The sequence below is a fragment of the Paenibacillus sp. NPDC057886 genome (assembly GCF_042796655.1).
GTDB lineage: Bacteria > Bacillota > Bacilli > Paenibacillales > Paenibacillaceae > Paenibacillus.
This window is the reverse complement of sequence record NZ_JBHVMZ010000002.1, coordinates 718,284-737,622: the sequence shown is the minus strand read 5'-3', so window position 1 is coordinate 737,622 and position 19,339 is coordinate 718,284. Positions and strand designations below refer to the sequence as shown.

12 protein-coding genes are annotated in these 19,339 nt (G+C 45.8%); 10 read left to right on the top strand and 2 right to left on the bottom strand.

What is annotated here, in order from left to right; translation table 11 throughout:
• Positions 1–53: 53 nt before the first annotated feature.
• Together ACFVQB_RS10355 and ACFVQB_RS10350 are read left to right on the top strand one after the other, a co-directional pair.
• Complete coding sequence (locus ACFVQB_RS10355; protein WP_379437881.1) at positions 54–446, top strand: hypothetical protein; 393 nt, start codon at positions 54–56, stop codon at positions 444–446.
• An 8-nt stretch (positions 447–454) separates the two neighbouring features.
• The gene (locus tag ACFVQB_RS10350) at positions 455–3,511 is read left to right on the top strand and encodes a hybrid sensor histidine kinase/response regulator (RefSeq protein ID WP_379437879.1); all 3,057 of its coding nucleotides are present in this window, start codon (positions 455–457) and stop codon (positions 3,509–3,511) included.
• 166 nt (positions 3,512–3,677) lie between these two features.
• On the opposite strand, the gene ACFVQB_RS10345 is transcribed toward ACFVQB_RS10350, so the two are convergent.
• A complete protein-coding gene (locus ACFVQB_RS10345) occupies positions 3,678–4,826 on the bottom strand; it encodes a response regulator (RefSeq protein ID WP_379437877.1) in 1,149 nt (382 codons plus the stop codon).
• A gap of 235 nt (positions 4,827–5,061) precedes the next feature.
• Here ACFVQB_RS10345 and ACFVQB_RS10340 point away from each other — a divergent pair, with 235 nt between their 5' ends.
• From ACFVQB_RS10340 to ACFVQB_RS10330, 3 genes are all read left to right on the top strand, one after another.
• On the top strand, positions 5,062–8,538 hold the full coding sequence (locus ACFVQB_RS10340) for an S-layer homology domain-containing protein (RefSeq protein ID WP_379437875.1): 3,477 nt from the start codon (positions 5,062–5,064) through the stop codon (positions 8,536–8,538).
• Between the two features lie 372 nt (positions 8,539–8,910).
• On the top strand, positions 8,911–11,034 hold the full coding sequence (locus ACFVQB_RS10335) for a 5'-nucleotidase C-terminal domain-containing protein (protein ID WP_379437872.1): 2,124 nt from the start codon (positions 8,911–8,913) through the stop codon (positions 11,032–11,034).
• Positions 11,035–11,229: 195 nt separating this feature from the next.
• The gene (locus ACFVQB_RS10330) at positions 11,230–11,556 is read left to right on the top strand and encodes a hypothetical protein (protein ID WP_379437870.1); all 327 of its coding nucleotides are present in this window, start codon (positions 11,230–11,232) and stop codon (positions 11,554–11,556) included.
• An 88-nt stretch (positions 11,557–11,644) separates the two neighbouring features.
• On the opposite strand, the gene ACFVQB_RS10325 is transcribed toward ACFVQB_RS10330, so the two are convergent.
• Positions 11,645–12,367: a YheC/YheD family protein gene (locus ACFVQB_RS10325; protein WP_379437867.1), complete on the bottom strand. Its 723-nt coding sequence runs from the start codon at positions 12,365–12,367 to the stop codon at positions 11,645–11,647.
• Between the two features lie 319 nt (positions 12,368–12,686).
• Here ACFVQB_RS10325 and ACFVQB_RS10320 point away from each other — a divergent pair, with 319 nt between their 5' ends.
• The 5 genes from ACFVQB_RS10320 to ACFVQB_RS10300 all read left to right on the top strand — a co-directional run bounded on the left by ACFVQB_RS10320 (position 12,687) and on the right by ACFVQB_RS10300 (position 19,339).
• Positions 12,687–13,220: a YceI family protein gene (locus tag ACFVQB_RS10320; RefSeq protein WP_379437864.1), complete on the top strand. Its 534-nt coding sequence runs from the start codon at positions 12,687–12,689 to the stop codon at positions 13,218–13,220.
• Positions 13,221–13,457: 237 nt separating this feature from the next.
• Entirely contained in the window at positions 13,458–14,549 is a 1,092-nt protein-coding gene (locus tag ACFVQB_RS10315; protein WP_379437861.1) for a glycosyltransferase, read from the top strand.
• Entirely contained in the window at positions 14,549–16,840 is a 2,292-nt protein-coding gene (locus ACFVQB_RS10310; protein ID WP_379437859.1) for a glycosyltransferase family 2 protein, read from the top strand. The genes ACFVQB_RS10315 and ACFVQB_RS10310 overlap by 1 nt, the downstream gene beginning before the upstream one ends.
• An 11-nt stretch (positions 16,841–16,851) precedes the next feature.
• Positions 16,852–18,705 carry a hypothetical protein gene (locus ACFVQB_RS10305; RefSeq protein WP_379437856.1) on the top strand — a complete coding sequence of 618 codons (1,854 nt, stop codon included), beginning with the start codon at positions 16,852–16,854 and terminating at the stop codon, positions 18,703–18,705.
• A 133-nt stretch (positions 18,706–18,838) separates the two neighbouring features.
• Positions 18,839–19,339, top strand: coding sequence for a GNAT family N-acetyltransferase (locus tag ACFVQB_RS10300; protein WP_379437853.1), 501 nt, complete (start codon positions 18,839–18,841; stop codon positions 19,337–19,339).

The window sequence follows — 19,339 nt, the reverse complement described above, 5'->3', positions numbered from 1 at the left end:
CAAATAGTGGCAAGTTTTTAGTGAACAGGCATTAAGTTTCAAGGGGGCAGCCAATGTACTTGTTCGAACGGCTCTTTATGTCCGTGCTCGCGGAAGTTCTGAACGAGGACATTTTTTCGAGGATCCCGGGCTGGACAGAGGAAGCGCAGGGCAAAACCGTTGACGAGATGCGGCGGCTGTTCGCCGAGCAGTTCCGCGATTTGCTGCTGCATACGCCTGATCCGGACAAGGCGATGACGATCGAGCATCCGAAGTACGGTCATCTCGGTACGCATTTTTCCGACATTCGGCGGCATGTGGTCAACCACGGGACGTATCACCGGGTCAATGTGACCCGCGATGCTAAGGCAGCAAGGGGTATACAGGGGTCCCGACTGATTATATGTTCCATTTTTCACAATTTAATATTTATAAACAAAGGAATTTCTTTGGTTTTGTCGAAATAGGTTGGATTATGATGACAAAACGAAAAGCGGTCCTGATTATAGGGTCATTCTTTATCACCTTATTGCTGATTCGAATTATCTGGGCTTTCTTTCAGGCGTCGCCTGATTACTCACGTGCGGTTCAAGGGGAGTTGGATTTACGCGGTTTCGACTTCACCAATGATCGCACGGTTACACTGGACGGAGAGTGGGAGTTTTATCCCGACAAGTTTGTGAAACAAAGCGAGTCGAACACAATCTCATCCCGAGAAGGGAGGATGTTCATCCCGGTTCCCGGAAAGTGGGACTCGTTATTATCCGCGAACAACTCGCCATATGGCTATGGTTCATATCGTCTGCGGATCAAGGTGGACCCGGATAACGGACTAACTTATGGCATCCGCGTTCCGAATGTGGCTACATCGTCCGAGCTATATGTAAACGGTCGTTTATTGGCGAAAGATGGGCAACCGGCAAAGATCAAACAGCAGTATACAGCCCGAGGCACGCCCTATACCGCTATTTTCAAGGCCGATACTGGCGAAATTGATATTGTCGTACATGCCGCGAATTATGACAACAGTATAAGAGGCGGTTTGACTGAATCGATCAAGTTTGGCAGTGAACGAGCGGTGGAAAAAGAATTTGGTTTTTCCTTTAATATGCAGATAGTCGTATTTGTCGTTCTGATGATTCATGCCTTGTATGCCCTGATTCTGTACGTGATCGGAACACGGAATAAATCTTTGATCTACTTCTTTATGCTCGTTGTTAGTACCATTGTCATGACACTGCTCGACGACGATAAACTTTTGCTGGTTTGGCTGCCGGCCCTCAACTATGAGTGGTCCATTAAACTCATCCTTCTGTCCTTTATTGGAGTAGGCGCCTTCCTGCTGCAGTTTGCCAAAAGTCTCTTGCCGGAGCATGAGGAGAACATGGTGTTTCGATGGTTCCCCTTGCTCTGTGTGACTGCTACACTGGCGATTGTGCTATTGCCAGCCGGATACGCGCTGAGCGCATTGGCTGTATACTACACCATAGATTTGATCGCTTGTTTGTACTTTCTGATGTTCTCGCTGCGTACAGCCCTGAAAAGCGATAAAAATGCCATTTATTTGGTCTTTGGTCTAACCTGCGTTTTAACTAATATCATTGGAGGATATCTCAAGGGTCTGCTCGCTATGGGCTATTACCCGATCGATCTGATCGTTGCGTTCCTCGCTTTTGCGTCTTTCTGGTTCAAACGCTATTTCCACGTTTCCGCCCAAACGGCGAATCTCGCCGAGAAGCTGCAGAAGGCGGACAAGCTGAAAGACGATTTCCTGGCCAACACATCCCATGAATTGCGAAATCCGCTGCATGGCATACTTAATATCGCCCAGACCGTTCTGGATACCGGAATTAACGATAAAGACGACAAAAACAGAGAGAACATGAAGCTGCTTATTTCCGTAGGCAAACGAATGTCATACATGCTTAACGATCTGCTGGACATGACACGGCTTCAGGAGAATGGCATCCGTCTGCACATAGGGAGTGTTCGTATTCAGGGAGTCGCACCCGGTGTAACCGATATGCTTCGTTTCATGACGGAAGGCAAGTCGGTTCGTATCGTCAACAACATCCCGGTCAACTTCCCTAGTGTCATGGCCGATGAAAACCGGCTTACGCAAATTTTGTTCAACCTGATTCACAATGCGGTGAAATATACAGACCAAGGACAAATCACAATAAAGGCTGAGGTGAAGGAGGGTAAGGCGAATATTGTCATTGCCGACACCGGTATTGGGATAGATCTAGAGACACAGCAAAGGATGTTTGGGCCCTACGAACAGGGGGACTCTGGCATAACGGCGATTGGAAATGGGCTCGGGCTCGGGTTAAGTATATGCAAGCAGCTTGTGGAGCTGCATGGAAGCACGTTGGAGGTTCACTCCATTACGGGCCAAGGTTCAGTATTCAGCTTCTCCTTGCCATTCTCCGATGCATCCAGCAGGCAATACGAGACTGCAATGATTGCACCGGTAACGGCCGTTACCGCTTCCTCTGGACCTCTCGTTGATATTTCCAAACCGGAATCGGCGACCGATTCGGATCGGCCAAACATTCTGGTCATAGACGATGATGCCGTCAATTTAAATATATTGAGCAATCTCCTTGCTTCGGAAAAGTATAACGTCGTCACAGCTGTAAGTGGACCTGAAGCACTTGCCATTCTGGATACCAGAGAATGGGACTTGATCATTACCGACATTATGATGCCGCATATGTCCGGGTATGAATTGTCCCGCTTTATTCGTGAGCGATTTTCCGTCTCGGAGCTACCCATCTTGCTCCTGACAGCTCGCAGCAGACCGGAAGATATAGATATTGGATTCCTGTCGGGCGTCAACGATTACGTGACGAAGCCCGTTGATGCGATGGAATTGAAGTCCAGGGTACGGGCATTGACTGAATTGAAGCAATCGGTGCGTGAAAGGCTGCGCATGGAAGCGGCATGGCTTCAGGCGCAAATTCAACCGCATTTTCTGTACAACACGCTCAATTCGATAGCCGCTCTCAGCGAAATCGATAATGATAAAATGAGCGCTTTGCTTGAAGCATTTGGCCACTACTTGCGGGCAAGCTTCGATTTTCGGAATTCGGAACGGCTCGTTTCGCTTGACCATGAGCTTGGTCTTGTCCGCTCATATCTGTATATCGAAAAGGAACGTTTTGAGGAAAGATTAAACATTCGCTGGGAGGTCGACTCAAGGCTTCATTTACAAGTCCCCCCGCTCAGCATCCAGCCTCTTGTCGAAAACGCAATACGACACGGCCTGCTAAGTCGTGTTGAAGGTGGAGAGATTCATATCCGAATTGCCGAAAAAGAACATGATATGGAAATTTCGGTTGCAGATAACGGTATAGGTATGGATGAGGAAACGGTGAGGCGCGTCCTGGACAGTCGGCTGGAAGGAAGGACGGGAATCGGCTTGTTCAATACGGATCGGCGCTTGAAACAAATATACGGCAAAGGACTGCAAATCCGGAGTATTCCGGATCAAGGCACGATTATTAGTTTTGTTGTGCCAAAAAATTAGGGGGAAGAAAGGCTAGCACGATTGGACGAACGATTTTTTTGTCCACCAATTCCATGGAACCCAGGTAGATCGGCTTGCCTTCCTTTCCTCACGGCACATGCCGTCTTGATTTCCCGGTAGAGAGCCACTCTTCTTGTGATTCCCGGCAGTAATTGCGTTCAACCGTCTAATGGTGCACTACTCTTTTATTTGATCCCTTCCATCGTGTATACCATTCCAATATGCCTGGACTGGGATCGGCCTCTGCTTCTTGTTTCAATATTCGAACCATAAATTCATACTGTTTATGAACAGAATCCTCGTCATTCAGCCGAGCATATATATTCATAAGCAACAGGTAACTATCTTCATGCAAGGGATCCTGCTTTTGTATTTGATGATAAACGCCAAGCGCTTCACTATGCATGTCGTGAGAACAATAGAATTGCCCCAACTGCTGGGCATGCTGCAACCATAGTGCCTTGAGCCTTTGGCGTTCACTCTCCGCCCACACATAGTTATCCTCTTCGTAAAAATTAGCGCGGTACATATCGAACAATCGCTGATGTTCAGGGGCAAGTTCAATTGAAACAGGGTTTAATCGGCGAAGTTCTTGCTCCCATTCTTCCGCATCGATTCGCAGCTGTTTCGACTCAAGGACGTATCCGTACTGAGAGAATCGGATCGAGACATAGCCTTCTCCGACTGTGCTTTTCCATATGCTACGAATCCGATTAACACTCGTCTGCAGGTTGGCGAGCCCTTTGCGTTCGTCCAATTCCGGCCAAAGTAACTCCAGCAAGGCATTCTTGCTAATGACTTTCCCGCGATGATACAGCAAGTAGGCAAACAACTCTTTCGCTTTCGTCGTTCTCCACTTCAGGAACTCCAATTCCCCGTTTGGCTTCCGGATTTGCATGGCACCCAAGCAATGGTACAACAATCCCTCTTCCTTCGGAGACTCCAATTTATGCTCAACAACGCGCTCCCGCAGACGCTGTATGGTTCGGCTCAACCGTTCGCGCCTTAACGGCTTCATTAAGTAATCGGTGGCATCCAGTTCGAATGCCTCAATCGCATATTTGTCATAGGCTGTCACATAGATGATTTTTGTGTCTGGCGAGACAGAGCGTATTCTCTCTGTTGCCATTAAACCATTCAATCCCGGCATATGAATATCCAGAAAGACGGCGTCGGGGTGGGATTCGCCAATATGATGGATCGCTAACTCTGCCTTAGAGAATGAGCCGATTACATTGCAATCGTGAAACTCGCCCAGCATTTTTTCTAACCTGACTAATGCCAGCCGTTCGTCGTCTACCAGCGTGACTTTCATCCGGTGCGAACCTCCATCCGTCGGGAGCATTGTGTCGATATTTCTTATATTTATATCGGCAAGAAAGGTTTCCTATTGTATAGGAATTGTTGGGTTGCCGATGCCAAATTCATCCAGAGCGGATGTGCTTGCATAGAGTCCTACTTTTCGTGGTTAGAGTTTGGTTAGAAGAGTTGTCTATAATAAGCTTGTCTATGGATTTCTATATGCTTTCTTTAGGAGGAATGAACAAAAGATGATATTAAAGAATCGAAGCATGTTATCTTTTCTAATGGCAATCGTTATGGTGTTGACGATAATGCCTTTTTATCCACTAGAAGCAAGAGCAGCGGATACACCAACATTTGATCCTGGCATTCCTGTCAGATTATCCGAAACAACCTATCAGCTGTCAAATGCAACATTTGGCACAACAGGTGTCGTTAATGCGGCGGGCGGATACTTTACTGTCGTTGTAAATAATGGCAGAATTGATCCTGGAATTCTTCCAAGCGGTATTACCGAGTTGACTAATGGCATAATCATTAGTGGGATTACTACTGACCGATCTACAATTACGAATAGAGTGTTCAACTTTTCAGGTGGCACTACTTATGAAGACATTCAAGATTTCATTCAAAATCTGACATTCACACAGGATGCTGGGCAATCCCAAAGTGTTACAGTAAATGTAACGCCAGGGGCACAATTGGCCGATGGCAAAACATCTGTACGTACCTACGATGGACGTTATTTTGTATATGTGGCAAGACAGACTGCCACCTTGAGTTTTAAAGAAGCTGTGACTATTGCAGCGGACCATGGCGGACATCTTGTAGAGCCAACAGCAGGCAATCCTGGCGAAATGTTTGCGATTGCCAGTATGTTTAAAGAATTTAGGAGCCCAAGTCCCTGGAGTGGGGATGGGGGAATCTGGCACTTTTTGAGCTTTATAGGCGTTACTAAAACTCAAGCACCTGATTGGGCCAGTCCTTATTATACCGAAACAAGGTATGTAACACATCCGGATCAGCAAACAAATCTCGAGGCAACTCTTCTCCCAAATGGAGACCCAACCCATGTTACACTTATGATAGACAATGATGTTACTAAAATAGGTTACTTACCCGTAAATAATACACACGGTGATACTAGCGTCTATAAAGATCCTGGCGTTATTGTTGAGTATAATTCCGGTGAAATCACCAACATCTTCATCGCCACCAAAGTGGTTGCCAGCTTTTCGGGCGGTATTGAGAGTGCATCAGGAGAAGTAACGGCCGCAAATAACGGTTCTGGTACGATAACTGCAACCCCGAATGATGTAAGTACGGTGATGACTGTCACCAATCCAGATGGGAGCGCAGTAACAGGACTTCAAGCATTTGACCAAGATGGCAATGAGCTTGTTCCCGACGTGAATGGTTGGTATCCAAGCAACGGAAGTCCAATTATCTTTAAACCGTTAATGCCGGGCGGAAATTACAAAGTAGCTGCTTCAACGACATTTGAGGCAGGTACGACAATTCCAAGCGAGGCTACTGAGACAGAAAGCGTGGCATTGCCAACAGTAGGCAATAACGTTGCAGCAGGGAAAGATACGGGCCATCCCGGTAAAACAACCATTACTGTAAATCCATCGTCAACTCTGGCTAGATATGCTATAGCCGATGCAGACGGCAACGTAGTAAGTGATTGGGTAACAGGTACGGGTTCAGATTTAACCTTTGATAACCTTGACCCAGGGACTACCTATCAAATTGTGACGGTTCCAGCCGATATGACCGGCGAGCCTCCTACAACAGAGTTAAGCGGCACCAGCGTGACAACGCCTGAATATCCGGTGATGGCAGGCATCGTGTCGATCAGCGGTACGGCCAAGGCTGGTCATCCGTTGACGGCGGACTTATCGGAGATTACGTACACGCCCGACACATCGGGCAATGTGCCGACTTACCAGTGGTACCGTGACGGAGTTGCCATCACGGATGCGACGGGTTCAAGCTATACGTTAACCGAAGATGATCTCGGCGCGAACATCACCGTGCAGGTAACGGCAGATGGTATTCATGCGACAGGCAGCGTGACGAGCGCGGCGACGGCAAAGGTCGAGAAAGCGGACGGCCCGGCATCACCAAGTGCGCCGGTAGAGGCTGGCAAAACTGCTACGAGCATTACATTGACGGGCGTAGCCGGTCAGGAGTACAGCATGGACGGCGGTTTGACGTGGCAAGTTAGCCCGACGTTCAGCGGACTGACGCCGGATACAGAGTATGCGTTTGTAACACGGGTGAAGGCGACGGAAACGCAAAATGCGTCTGCCATCAGTGAGGCAGTCAAGATTCGCACGGTGGCTTCGACATCTAACGGAAACAACGGCGGTAATACCGGTGGTAATACGGGTGGCAATAACAGCGGAAGCACGCCGACGCCAACACCACCTACGACGCCTACAACGCCAACAAAACCGGTTGAATCGGGAATCGAAACCTCGGTGAACGACAAGGACGGCACGTTTGCAACCGGCAAAACGTCCACTTCAGAAGGCCGTACAACAACGTCGGTTCAAGTTGATCTGAACAAGCTGAACGAGGCCCTGGCACCAGGCAACGGGCAGAAACTTATGATCCACTCGCCTGAAAATGGCGATCTGAAAGTAGACGGATTAACGGCAGGAACGGTTAAACAATTGGCTGATAAAAACGCAAACCTCGAAATCAGCAATCCGCTGGCAATCTATCCTGTTCCTGGCGGAAAGATGGACCTTGATTCGGTGTCCAAGCAATTGGGGAACTCCGCATTAAACGATATTGCCGTTCAAATCAACGTCTCCCGTTCTGCGGATACATTGATTCAGAGCGCTAAGAATAAAGCAACATCGCAAGGTTACGAACTGCTGGTTAACCCGGTTGATCTCGACTTGACCTTCACGAATAGCGGCAAGACGGCAAGATCTGGGCAGCTGAATGGATATGCGCCTAAGTACATCGCTCTTCCGGAAGGTATCGATCCGAATCGTATCACGACAGGCGTCATCGTTAATCCGGACGGAAGTGTATTCCATGTGCCGACGGTTGTGGTGAAAATCAATGGCCGTTATTACGCACAAATTAACGACTTGCGCAGCCATGGTTCTTATTCGGTCATCTGGAATCCGCGAGATTTCGACGATGTGAAGAACCATTGGGGCAAAGTGGACGTGAACAATGTTGCAGCAAGACTTGATCTTGAAGGAACGGGCAACAATGCATTCTTGCCGAACCGCAATGTGACGCGCTCTGAATTTGCTGACATTGTTGTATTGGGTCTGGGCTTAATGCGTCAGGATGTACCGCAAAATATTTTCCCGGATGTCACGGATTCAGCATGGTACCGCGCTTCCGTAGCGATTGCGAATGAGTTCGGTATCGTTCGCGGCTACAACGATGGAAGCTTCTACGGCAATCAGGAAATTACTAGAGAACAGGGATTTTCGATGATTGCCCGCGCATACCGTTTGATAGACTCGGGAGCCGCGTTGAGCGAAGAACAAGCAACTTCAGCACTGGCCGGGTACAAGGATGCGCCTGACGTATCTGCTTGGGCAAAAGCAGACGTTGCTCAACTGATCGCAGCGGAAATTATCCAAGGTAACGGACCAGAGATGCTCAGTCCGAAAGAACCAATGACACGTGCGGAGGTCACGGCATTAATTGCAAGAATGTTGAAAATAACGGACGTTATTGATAAGTAATATTGTAAATCAAACAACCTTTGCTGACATTGAAAGTCAGCAAAGGTTGTTTTTATGCTAAAGTCATCGATTTTTCGCCGATAGATCCGTTAAGCTGAACCCTATCACAAGTAGGGCGAAAAAACGGGTCTAGGCGTTTGAGTGGTGAAGATTAAGGCCTTTGATTAATAGAAATATCATTAATAGTTTATTTTTTAAGAAGTGCTCCGGTATCCATGTCTCTTGTAAATTGAACCTTAAGGTTAAGAAATTACGTTCCTTCTCTATCAATCTTTCAATTTTTACATCCATTTTATATATTTTACGATTTTTATGAATTGAACTATGGTAAAATATTTCAGGATCTAAAATTGGAGAGGGGTTTTTTAATTCATGTCTTGGAAAAAAGTTCTGGGTCAAAGCACAATTCGTGTGGCAACTGCTGCACTATTACTCACCCAACTATTGGGCGCAGCAGGTTCTGTCTCTGCCGCAGGCAAAGATGTAGAAGTACACTTGATTGGCATTAACGACTTCCACGGGCAGTTAGATACCACATCGATCGTTAGTGATAAAAAGGCAGGAACGGCTCCAATTCTAGCAACCTACTTAAAAGAAGCTCAAGCAAAATATGAACATTCCCTACTCTTCCATAATGGAGACTCTGTGGGTGCATCTGCTCCAGTCTCATCTCTCGATCGTGACGAGCCTACCATGGAATGGATGAATATGATGGGCTTTGATGTAGCTTCTCTAGGCAATCATGAATTCGACCAAGGTATCGCTGCTTTGAAGGCACAAATCTTTGGAGGCCTTGATCCAAAAGAAGGCAAAGTGACTCATGCAGGTGCAAAATTTGATTACGTCAATGCAAACGTCATTGAAACTGCCACTGGCAAAACATTGCTTCAACCGTATGTTATTAAAGAAGTGGGCGGAGTCAAAATCGGATTCATCGGATTAGTGACTAAATCCACACCTGCCAAAGTATCCCCATCTGGGACAGCTGGCGTGCGTTTCTTAAGCGTAGAAGAAGAAGTTGAAGCCGTTAATAAATATGCAAAAGAATTGCAAGATAAGGGTGTAGAAACGATCATCGTCTTGGCGCATGATCCAGCAACAACCAAAGAAGGCGTAACCACTGGAGAAGCGGCTGATTTAGCAAAAGCTTTGCCAGCAGATTCGCCTGTTGATGTTATCGTCGCAGGTGACAATCATGCCTTGGCTAACGGTGAAGTGAATGGGAAATTGATCGTTCAAGCGTTCTCTTATGGTACAGCATTTGAAGATATCAAGCTGATGATTGACCCTGCTACCGGAGATGTAACCGAGAAATCAGCTACCGTTACAACGACTTTCCAAGAGGGTGTAAAAGAAGACCCTGAATCTTTAGCTATTATTAAAAAATCATTAGACAAGCATCCTGAGCTGACTAAGCCAGTAGGTACAACGGATGGTTCTGTTACCCGTACAGATGCTTATAATAACGAAGCCGCTCTGGGCAACCTCATTGCAGATGCAATGCGTGAAGCAGACTTTGGGGATAAGGCAAGTGCTGCGGACTTTGCATTTATGAATCCAGGTGGTATTCGTGCGGATCTGCCAAAAGGCGATGTGACCTTTGCTGATCTTGCTAAAATCCAACCGTTTGGCAATACTCTAGTGAAATTGGAGTTGACTGGTGAACAAATTAAAACTTTGTTGCAGCAACAATGGGGTACCAACGCTGACGGTACACCAAACACAAAAACTCTACAGATCTCTGGCTTGAAATATACTGCAGACTTCAATAAACCAGTGGCGGAACGTGTTACTAGCCTTAGTCTTGAAGATGGCACACCTATTGATCCTGCAAAAACATATACGGCTGTAGTTAACAACTTTATGGCTGCAGGTGGAGATAACTATAAAGTGCTAGTAGATGCTAAATCATCCTTGGCTGGTCCTATCGATCTGGATGTATTCTACCAGTACATTGTAGATACGTATAAAGGCGCTAACATTGTGGCTAAAACGGAAGGACGTATCACGAACCTAGCTGCATCTACAGAGGAAACAGAAACACCTGCAACAACAGAATTTATTTCCCGTGCTGAATTTGTTAGTGCTCTAGTAGACCTGTTGAAACTTAATGAAGTAGCTGCAGCACCTGCATTCAAGGATGTTGCTGCTAACGCTGCATATGCAGATGCAATCGCTGAAGCGACTCATGCTGGATTTATCCAAGGCTACGGTGGTAACTTCAATCCTGATCGTGATATCACTCGTGAAGAGGCGGCTACCATTCTTGCTAAATTGTTGAAAGATCAAGCTTCTGATAAAAATGCGGCTACGATCATTGCAGGTTTTGAAGATGGCAAAACCGTTTCTACCTATGCGGTGAAATCCATGGCAAAACTGATTGACAAAGGAATTCTTAGTGCAGCAGAGAAAAACCTGCTTCAACCTAAACAAGGTCTTTCTACTAACGATGCAAAAGCTTTAATTCAAAAAGCTGTTGCAGCAAAAGCTTCATAATGTAAAAAGGTTCTATCATTCTCGAACCACCTGTGTAACAACGCGGGTGGTTCTTTTTGTTTTGAGGACAGCATTATAAGGCCACCCCTCGGACCACCGGACAAACGCACTTTTTGTTCCTTGTCCACATTTATACCTTACCAAAACGATTGAATTGCATTTAATAAAACTATCAATAACAAGGAGGTTTTGATAATGGGAAATAGAAGACTTAGAGGGTATGACCCCGTTCAGATCTTTAACTCTACTTCGTTTAATGCGTTTGGAAAAGTTGAATATGCATCCATCTTTTGTAGTGACGACAATTATAGTGTTCAGCGTGACGAGACTTGGAGAGCTTCCAGCCGTGGAGTCTGCTTGGTGACTAGAATCACCGCAACGGTTAGAACGCCAAGTGGAAATATTGAAGCAGAACCGTATACTTCTTCCGGTACTTCTTACAGCCAGTTTGCCATTATACAGGTAGGGGTAAATAAGTTCCAAGTGACACGTGTTACAAGTGCGACTAGACGCCGCAAGTAATAACGGAAGCGGTCATGATCAAGATTAGGAACCAAATAGGAACAGGCGACCAGCCAAAGATAGAAGGCTGGTCGCCTTTCTTTTCGCTTTAATGTTCCTTGTACCATAATATTTTGCGGTGCATCGAGGAATCTTTCAAAAGCCGGAAAGGGCGTAGGTCCGGTTTATAATTGCCCTCGATGATCCAAAGCCGATGTTTCCTGTCGATGCCTATATCGAACCCGACTTGTCTAAGCTTGGGGTAACACTCTCCCAGTCGTTTGGCAGCCTGTAGCGCGATCCGTTCCGCTTTGACAAGCAAACTCCGATCTCCAATTCGAGCTAATTTGAATGCCTCCAGCACTGGAATGGTGCGGCTGGTCACATTTGTGACTAGATATCCTTGCGCCGCAACTTTCGCGTAGGAACCGGTAACGTTCCAGGTGGCAGAAGAGCCTTTTTTGCGCTGAACGATGATCCGAATGTCGAACGGCTTGTGCCCAATTTGGGCAAGATGCAGACGCTTTTGGACAATATATCCACGACCTTTGTTTGTTTTATGGAGCCATTGGAGTACCTTGTCGGTGTCTGTCATGGTGACCACATTATTTTCATTATGAATACGATAGGCTTTCACACCGTTCCGTTTGATGAAGATAATATTCCTTCCATAACTTCCGTTACGAGGTTTCAGTACGACGCTTTGATATTGAAGCAGCATCTTCGTTAAAGTGTCCTTTTTAAGCAACTGTGTTTCTGGTAACCGTCCAACGAGAGAGGAGCCCTTGCGGAGGATGCGATACTGCAACCATTTGTCTCTTTTGATTAACATTGGAATCACAGCCTTTTTCAATCTTCTACGGTAATTCTAATTCAAATTAGTGATGAGAATAAGTCACCATTCGTCTATATTTATGGGCATAACCAAGTAGTTCATCTTCGGTTCAATCAACATGTGGCAGATAAAGTGAAGAAATCGAATTTATTCCGAAATCGGATTTACGAGGAATCTAAAAAAATGCTAGAACGCTAAAAGGCTACTGACATTCGTTGTCAGTAGCTTTTTTGTATATTAGGTGTATGCGAATAGCGCAGTGTTTTGGGGATAGGGTGACCTTTCTCATAATATGAGTATAGAGGTGGAATTATTTATGAGCAGTATTCAATGGGAAGTTGATCCGGACCACAGCTCCGTCGAGTTTTCGGTGACGCATTTAATGATTAATAAAATCAAAGGAGTATTCGAGCATTTCGAAGCGATCTTAAGTTTTGACCCCAACGATGTAACAACCCTGGGTATTCAGGCTTCCATCGACGCAAATAGTATCACGACTCGCCAGCGGCAACGCGATGAACACCTGAGGAGCGAGGAATTCTTTCATGCTGCCAAGTATCCAGCGATTACATTTCAAAGCACCAACTGCGTTCTTACTGGCGAACGGCAATATGAACTTGCTGGCAATCTAACGCTGCATGGAGTAACAAAACCTATCACTTTTCATACCGTGTTTGAAGGGTTTAATAAAGACCCTCGTGGCCGGGAACGTGTGGGATTTCATTCGACTGCCAGTATCGATCGTAATGAATTTGGTTTGAGCTTTAACTCGCCTCTGGAAACGGGCGGAATTGTCGTCGGAAATGAAGTAAGCATCGAGCTTTATATTGAGGCGATTAAACTAGATTAGTATCCATAATTGCTACTTGAACATTCACTCGCCATAATCGTGGCGAGTTTTTCGTTGTGTATACCACAGTCCTATTCCTAGTATTTTTCACCTATACTCTAGCACAAATGCGAATACAACTTTTTTACCAAAATATATACAAGATGCTCGTTTACTGTCTACCATTTCGGTGTTATACTCACAATATTCAAAAAGAATTTGTGAAAATATGTCGAATTGAGGAATAATAGGATGATTATGGATAAACATAAGGACGGCGAAACAATTATCCTCATTCCATCGCTTGAGCCAGATGAGAGACTTCTTTCCTATGTACGGCAATTGCGAAAATATGGTTTGACCCATATTGTTATTGTGGACGACGGGTCTGGTGAGGCATATCAGACGATTTTCGATGAGCTGAGTGAGAACGGGTGTGTCTTGCTGCGGCATTCAGAAAACCTGGGTAAGGGTGCTGCACTTAAGACCGGATTTCAGTATATCGGACAGCAGTTCGATGCGTCCTCCTTCGTCGTCACTGCGGATTCAGACGGGCAGCACGCAGCAGAGGATGTATACAGACTTGCCAAAGAAGCGAGACGCTATCCTGATGCATTGGTTCTAGGGGTAAGGGACTTCAGCGAGGGAGGCATACCACCGAAATCTTTGCTGGGCAATCGGATGACGTCCTTTATTTTTGCTATGCTTTACGGCAAAAAGCTGTCGGATACCCAAACCGGACTTCGAGCCATTGGCCCAGAGCTGCTAGCGTTCATGCAAGATGTTCGCGGCACCCGGTTTGAATACGAGCTGCAGATGCTCATATCGTGCATTCAGTCCGGTATACCGATTCATACCATGCCGATTCAAGTCATCTATGAGAATGGAAATGCAGGGACACACTTTAAAGCGATTCAGGACAGTGCTCGGGTGATGGGTGTGCTGTTCTCCAACTTCCTGCGATTTATTTCCTCTTCGGTTGCGAGTTCTGTCGTTGATTTGGGAATTGCATGGTTTTTGATCGACTTTTTGCGGCCCATTTTGGGTCAGCAGGATTATCTAAGAATTCTGCTCGCAACCGTGATTGCGAGAATTATTTCTATTGTTGTCAACTATGTACTGAATAGGCACTTTGTATTCCGCAAGGAAGATAGCCAGGGCAGTCTATGGCGTTATTTGACGTTGTGCGGATTCGTGATTGTGCTTTCCAGTACGGGGGTGTATTTGTTCCATACGATTTTCTTCGTGGATGAGAAAATCGCGAAATTTGTCTGTGATGCCTTACTGTTCCTGCTCAGTTTTCAATTGCAGCGAAGATGGGTATTTGCAGCAAGGAGGAAGCAGCTGTAGTGCAAAACGAAAAGAGGCAAAATATTTTCTTTGTCATCACCATGATCCTGATGTCCATTTATTTGATATGGCGGATGTTCTTTACACTGCCATGGGGAGAAGGCGTTCTGAACGTCATCTTCGGCATTCTGCTCATTGTGGCTGAGACAGTAACCGTACTGACCACCTTTGAATTGTTCTTTCAAAAGATGCAAAAGCAACGTACGCAACTCGACTTTCCCATCGTTCCTCCCGAATATTATCCGGATGTGGATGTTTTCATTGCCACCCATAACGAGCCGGTCGATCTGTTGTATAAAACCGTCAATGCCTGTACGTTCATGGATTATCCGGACAAGCAAAAGGTCCATATCTATATATGTGACGATGGCGGAAGACCTGAAGTAGAGGAGCTTGCGAAGCAGTTTGGTGTTGGATATCTGGGGTTCCCTGGCAACAAGCATGCCAAATCAGGTAACCTGAATAATGCCCTGAGTAAAACCTCTTCCCCACTCATTGCAACCTTTGATGCAGATATGATTCCGCAACACACCTTTTTGATGAAAACCGTCCCGTATTTCCTGCTCTCCACATTTATAGAAGAGAACGGGCAATGGCGGCTTCGCCGTGAGGATGAAATGGATAAGAAGTTCAAGCTGGGGCTGGTACAGACCCCTCAGAGCTTCTACAATCCGGATCTATTCCAGTTTAACTTGTATGCAGAGCAAGGAATTCCGAATGAACAGGATTTCTTCTCCAGAGAAGTTAACATCCTGCGTAATGCCTCCAATGCGGTAGCATATACAGGAAGCAATACGATCATATCCCGGCAAGGCATGCAAGAGATCGGCGGTTTCCCGCTGAATACGATCACCGAAGACTTTGAGACAAGCATCCGCTTACAGCAGGAAGGCTATGTTACCTATGCGACTCAAGAGGTTCAAGCTGCCGGGCAGACGACAACAACAGTCCCGAGCATGATTAAGCAGCGAATTCGATGGGCGAGGGGTATTATTCAGAGCCTGCAAAATACGCGTGCTCCTTTATCCGAGAAGCTTCCTTTCTGGACAAGGGTAACCTATTTAAGCAGTTTCTTATACTGGTGGTCCTTCTTCAACCGATTGATTTTCATTTTGGCGCCAATTTTGTTTGCATTATTTGATTTCCAGATTGTAAACACTAGCTTTTGGCAAATCCTAGTATTTTGGCTTCCGTCCTATTTCTTCTACAGCGTATCGATGCGTTATCTGTCCAGCAATATTCGGAATCAGCGCTGGAGTCAGGTTATTGATACCATATTTATGCCTTATCTGATATGGCCGGTTCTCCTTGAAACGCTGGGCATCCGCGAAAAAAAATTCAAGGTTACAAACAAAAGCAGAGCGAGCGGTCGAAAATGGATGTCTGCTCTGTTATTTGCACTTCCGCATATCTTCCTGCTCTTGCTTTCGATTGCGGCTGTGATTCGGTATGTTAATGGTAAGTATGGCATCGCGCTGTTCTTCAGCAGTATCATTATTTTCTGGCTCATTCATAATATGATTGCGCTGTGTTATGCCCTGTTCTTCATGATCGGCCGTCGTGCGTATCGGGAGACAGAGCGGATTCGGGCGCAGGAGGATGTCACGATTCACGACCAGGACACAAATCTGCATTATCAGGCCAAGACAGTAGATGTATCCGAACAAGGTATTGCCTTTTATGTCCCGTATCCCATTTATCTAGCTGAACAGAAGACGATCTCTCTGGTCGTAAAATCCGAGCGATATGAGGCCAATCTCAATGCGGTCATCGTTTATGTGAAACAGGATGGGGAAGGTTGGCGTTATTCCGCGACGGTTGAACCGATTGATGAGACGGATAACCGTCAATACATGCAAATCATCTATGACCGTAAACACTCGCTGCCAGAGCAGATGAATCTATGGGATACCGCTTACGACGATATGCTTCGCAATGTGAAAAAACGTATTATTCAACCTAGATCGGATCAGCGAAAAATGCCGAGGCTTTCCCTTCAGATTCCAGTCCGTTTCACCAATAATGCTGGCTGTACGCTGCGCAGCTTCAATTATCGTTTCTTTTCCGCCACGGGTCTCCATGGTGACATTGCGGCAGGAGCGGTCGTTACTTTTTATACGAAGAGTAACATTGAAGTCATTTTGCAGCATACAGGGAAAACAACAGCTAATCGCCGTGAAGTGCTTCTCTCGGTGGAGAATATTGATGATATCGTGGAGCGTGGTTTGATTGATCAATTGCTGAGTGATTTGACCCATCCACATGCCGAGATTTTCACCAGAGAGGGTTAGGAGAGATAGAGATGCTGTTTATGCTTCAACTTGTGATGGGAGTTTTATTGATATTCTCCTTTATTGGTTACATGCAGTTTGTTCGAAAAGCACTATCCATACGTTGGGAGTTCATCCCTGTATTTGTGTTTTCCTCAATAGCATGCATTGTCTTTCTTAGCGGTTTGGCAGGGCAGCTCTACATTGGCAGCCTTGTCCTTCTTATCGTCGGATTATTATTGTATGGAGGAATGGTGTTTCTCGGATTACGCCGGGGAGCATCCTTTCGCATTTCTTTTTCCTTATTCCAATTTTCATTTCTGGCAGGGACGTTCATTTTCTTGCTGGTACTTTTCCAAAACCAATTGACGCACTACGATAATTTTTCCCATTGGGCGATTGTCTTGAAGCAGATGCTCAGCACAGATGCTTTTCCGACACCGGATTCGAACCTAATTGATTTTAAAAATTATCCGCTAGGGACCTCGTCGTTTATTTATTATGTCTGTCGCTTCATGGGACATTCCCAGTCCGTGATGCTCCTGGCACAAGGTCTGCTGATCTTTTCCTGTTTTTACGCCATGTTTGGCATCGTTTCCGAGAAGAAACGTTTTCTGCTGTACGCGTTTCTCGGACTCGGGTTATCTACGCTGTCTTTCTTTAACCTTACGATTCGGATTACCAACCTGCTCGTAGATTTCTTGCTGCCCATCTATGCGCTGGCCATTCTGGCGGTAGTATACCAATATCGTCATGATATCAAGCGAGCATGTATAATCATGCTCCCGCTTGCAGGTGTGCTGACCGTCATTAAAAGCACAGGCATTATTTTCGCAGCCATCGGTCTGCTCTTCCTGGTGTATACATGGCTGACACACAGACAAAAGTTCAGTTGGAAGACTGCGCTGGCTGTTATTGGCACCATCTGCGGTTCACTGATTCCATACTTCGGCTGGAGCTGGCGGATGGCAACGGTGTTTCAGGGCGTCGATAACAAATTCGATGTGGCCACTTCCGGGATTCAATCCGGCAAAACGGCGGAGCAGATGCATGAGATTCTGTGGCTGTTCTTAAAATCGAGTACAGATATTACGACACGGCCGGTCATCGGTATTGTCATTTTCCAGCTTGTAGCGATTGCGGCGTCGATATTTGCTTATGTGGTGCTCAAGAAGAAGTGGAATTTGTGGAAAGCACTGATTGCGCTGGATGTTGTATTGTTGCTGTATTATGCAGGAATTCTGGCGTTGTATCTCTTCTCGATGCCGCTGGATGAGGCCATCAGACTGGCAGGCTTTGAGCGTTATGCATCGAGTATCGTGGTGCTGTTCGCAGGTGGGCTGGTGCTGTGTGCTGCGATCGACCTGGAGCGTTCATTCCACTATCGGATTGGTGAAGTGCCTGATTATCAAGCCTTCAAGACGGTCGAGACGAAGGGTCATTATCAAAAAGGAATTATTGGCTGTATGGCGATTGCGGCGACCATTCTTTTATCGGAATACAACGGGATCGTCTCGATTGCCAGAACCTACGATACGACGCTCCCTTACAAAATCCATGCGGTTACCGGTGATCGCTGGTATAAAGATGGTCAAGAGGATAACAACAGATATCTGTTCTACGCCTCGGATAGGGACCAGCAGGTCACGAATTATTACATGCAATATGTCGGCAAGTATTTCTTGTATGCCCCGCATGTGGACGGGATCGTTTTGTTCTATGAGGATAATATGGACAACCTTCTGAGTGGCTACGATTATCTGGTCGTCGTGGAGACGGATCGTAACGCAAAGTGGTTGCTGAAAAAGCACTATGGCATTGACATGCAGGAGGGAATCTACAAAATTACTCGTTCCGGGGAACGGATCATTCTTACGCTGACTTGAGATCATTACAGTGGGGTTTGATCCGGTCATGGGTTTTTGTATAATGTAGCTAGCCTGGAAATGAAGGGACTGAACTATGCGCAGATATCAATATCTTAAACCTAACTATTAAATCCTAATGGAGGTAAAAGTGTTGATTACAGAGTTACACACAGAACGTTTACAATTGAGAAAAATGAAGATGTCGGATTCTTCGAGCTTGTTCACCATTTGGTCTGATCCCGAGGTTACTACATTTATGAATGTTAGTTGTTTTACTGACGTAGAGCAGGCGAAAGAAATGATCAAACTTCTGGATGATCTCTCTCAAGACCGTAAGGCGATTCGTTTCTCCATAATTAAAAAAGAGTCCAACGAAATTATTGGTTCATGCGGTTATAATTCTTTGGATTTTGACAACTTAAAAGCAGAAATTGGATATGATATTGCTAAATCATCGTGGGGAAGAGGATATGCTTCAGAGGCGGTCTCTACTTTGGTAGATCATGCATTCTCATCTTTAAAACTGAACCGAGTCGAAGCAATGGTTGATCCCGAAAATGTGAATTCGATAAAGCTCTTACAAAAGCTCCGTTTCACATTAGAAGGAACATTTAACGATCTCCATATGTATTCAAGGTTAGTAGATACATGA

Excerpts from the sequence above, each read along its gene's own strand:
- ACFVQB_RS10355 (WP_379437881.1), top strand. The coding sequence starts at position 54 with ATGTACTTGTTCGAACGGCTCTTTATGTCCGTGCTCGCGGAAGTTCTG.
- ACFVQB_RS10350 (WP_379437879.1), top strand. The coding sequence starts at position 455 with ATGATGACAAAACGAAAAGCGGTCCTGATTATAGGGTCATTCTTTATC.
- ACFVQB_RS10345 (WP_379437877.1), bottom strand. The coding sequence starts at position 4,826 with ATGAAAGTCACGCTGGTAGACGACGAACGGCTGGCATTAGTCAGGTTA.
- ACFVQB_RS10340 (WP_379437875.1), top strand. The coding sequence starts at position 5,062 with ATGATATTAAAGAATCGAAGCATGTTATCTTTTCTAATGGCAATCGTT.
- ACFVQB_RS10335 (WP_379437872.1), top strand. The coding sequence starts at position 8,911 with ATGTCTTGGAAAAAAGTTCTGGGTCAAAGCACAATTCGTGTGGCAACT.
- ACFVQB_RS10330 (WP_379437870.1), top strand. The coding sequence starts at position 11,230 with ATGGGAAATAGAAGACTTAGAGGGTATGACCCCGTTCAGATCTTTAAC.
- ACFVQB_RS10325 (WP_379437867.1), bottom strand. The coding sequence starts at position 12,367 with ATGTTAATCAAAAGAGACAAATGGTTGCAGTATCGCATCCTCCGCAAG.
- ACFVQB_RS10320 (WP_379437864.1), top strand. The coding sequence starts at position 12,687 with ATGAGCAGTATTCAATGGGAAGTTGATCCGGACCACAGCTCCGTCGAG.
- ACFVQB_RS10315 (WP_379437861.1), top strand. The coding sequence starts at position 13,458 with ATGGATAAACATAAGGACGGCGAAACAATTATCCTCATTCCATCGCTT.
- ACFVQB_RS10305 (WP_379437856.1), top strand. The coding sequence starts at position 16,852 with ATGCTGTTTATGCTTCAACTTGTGATGGGAGTTTTATTGATATTCTCC.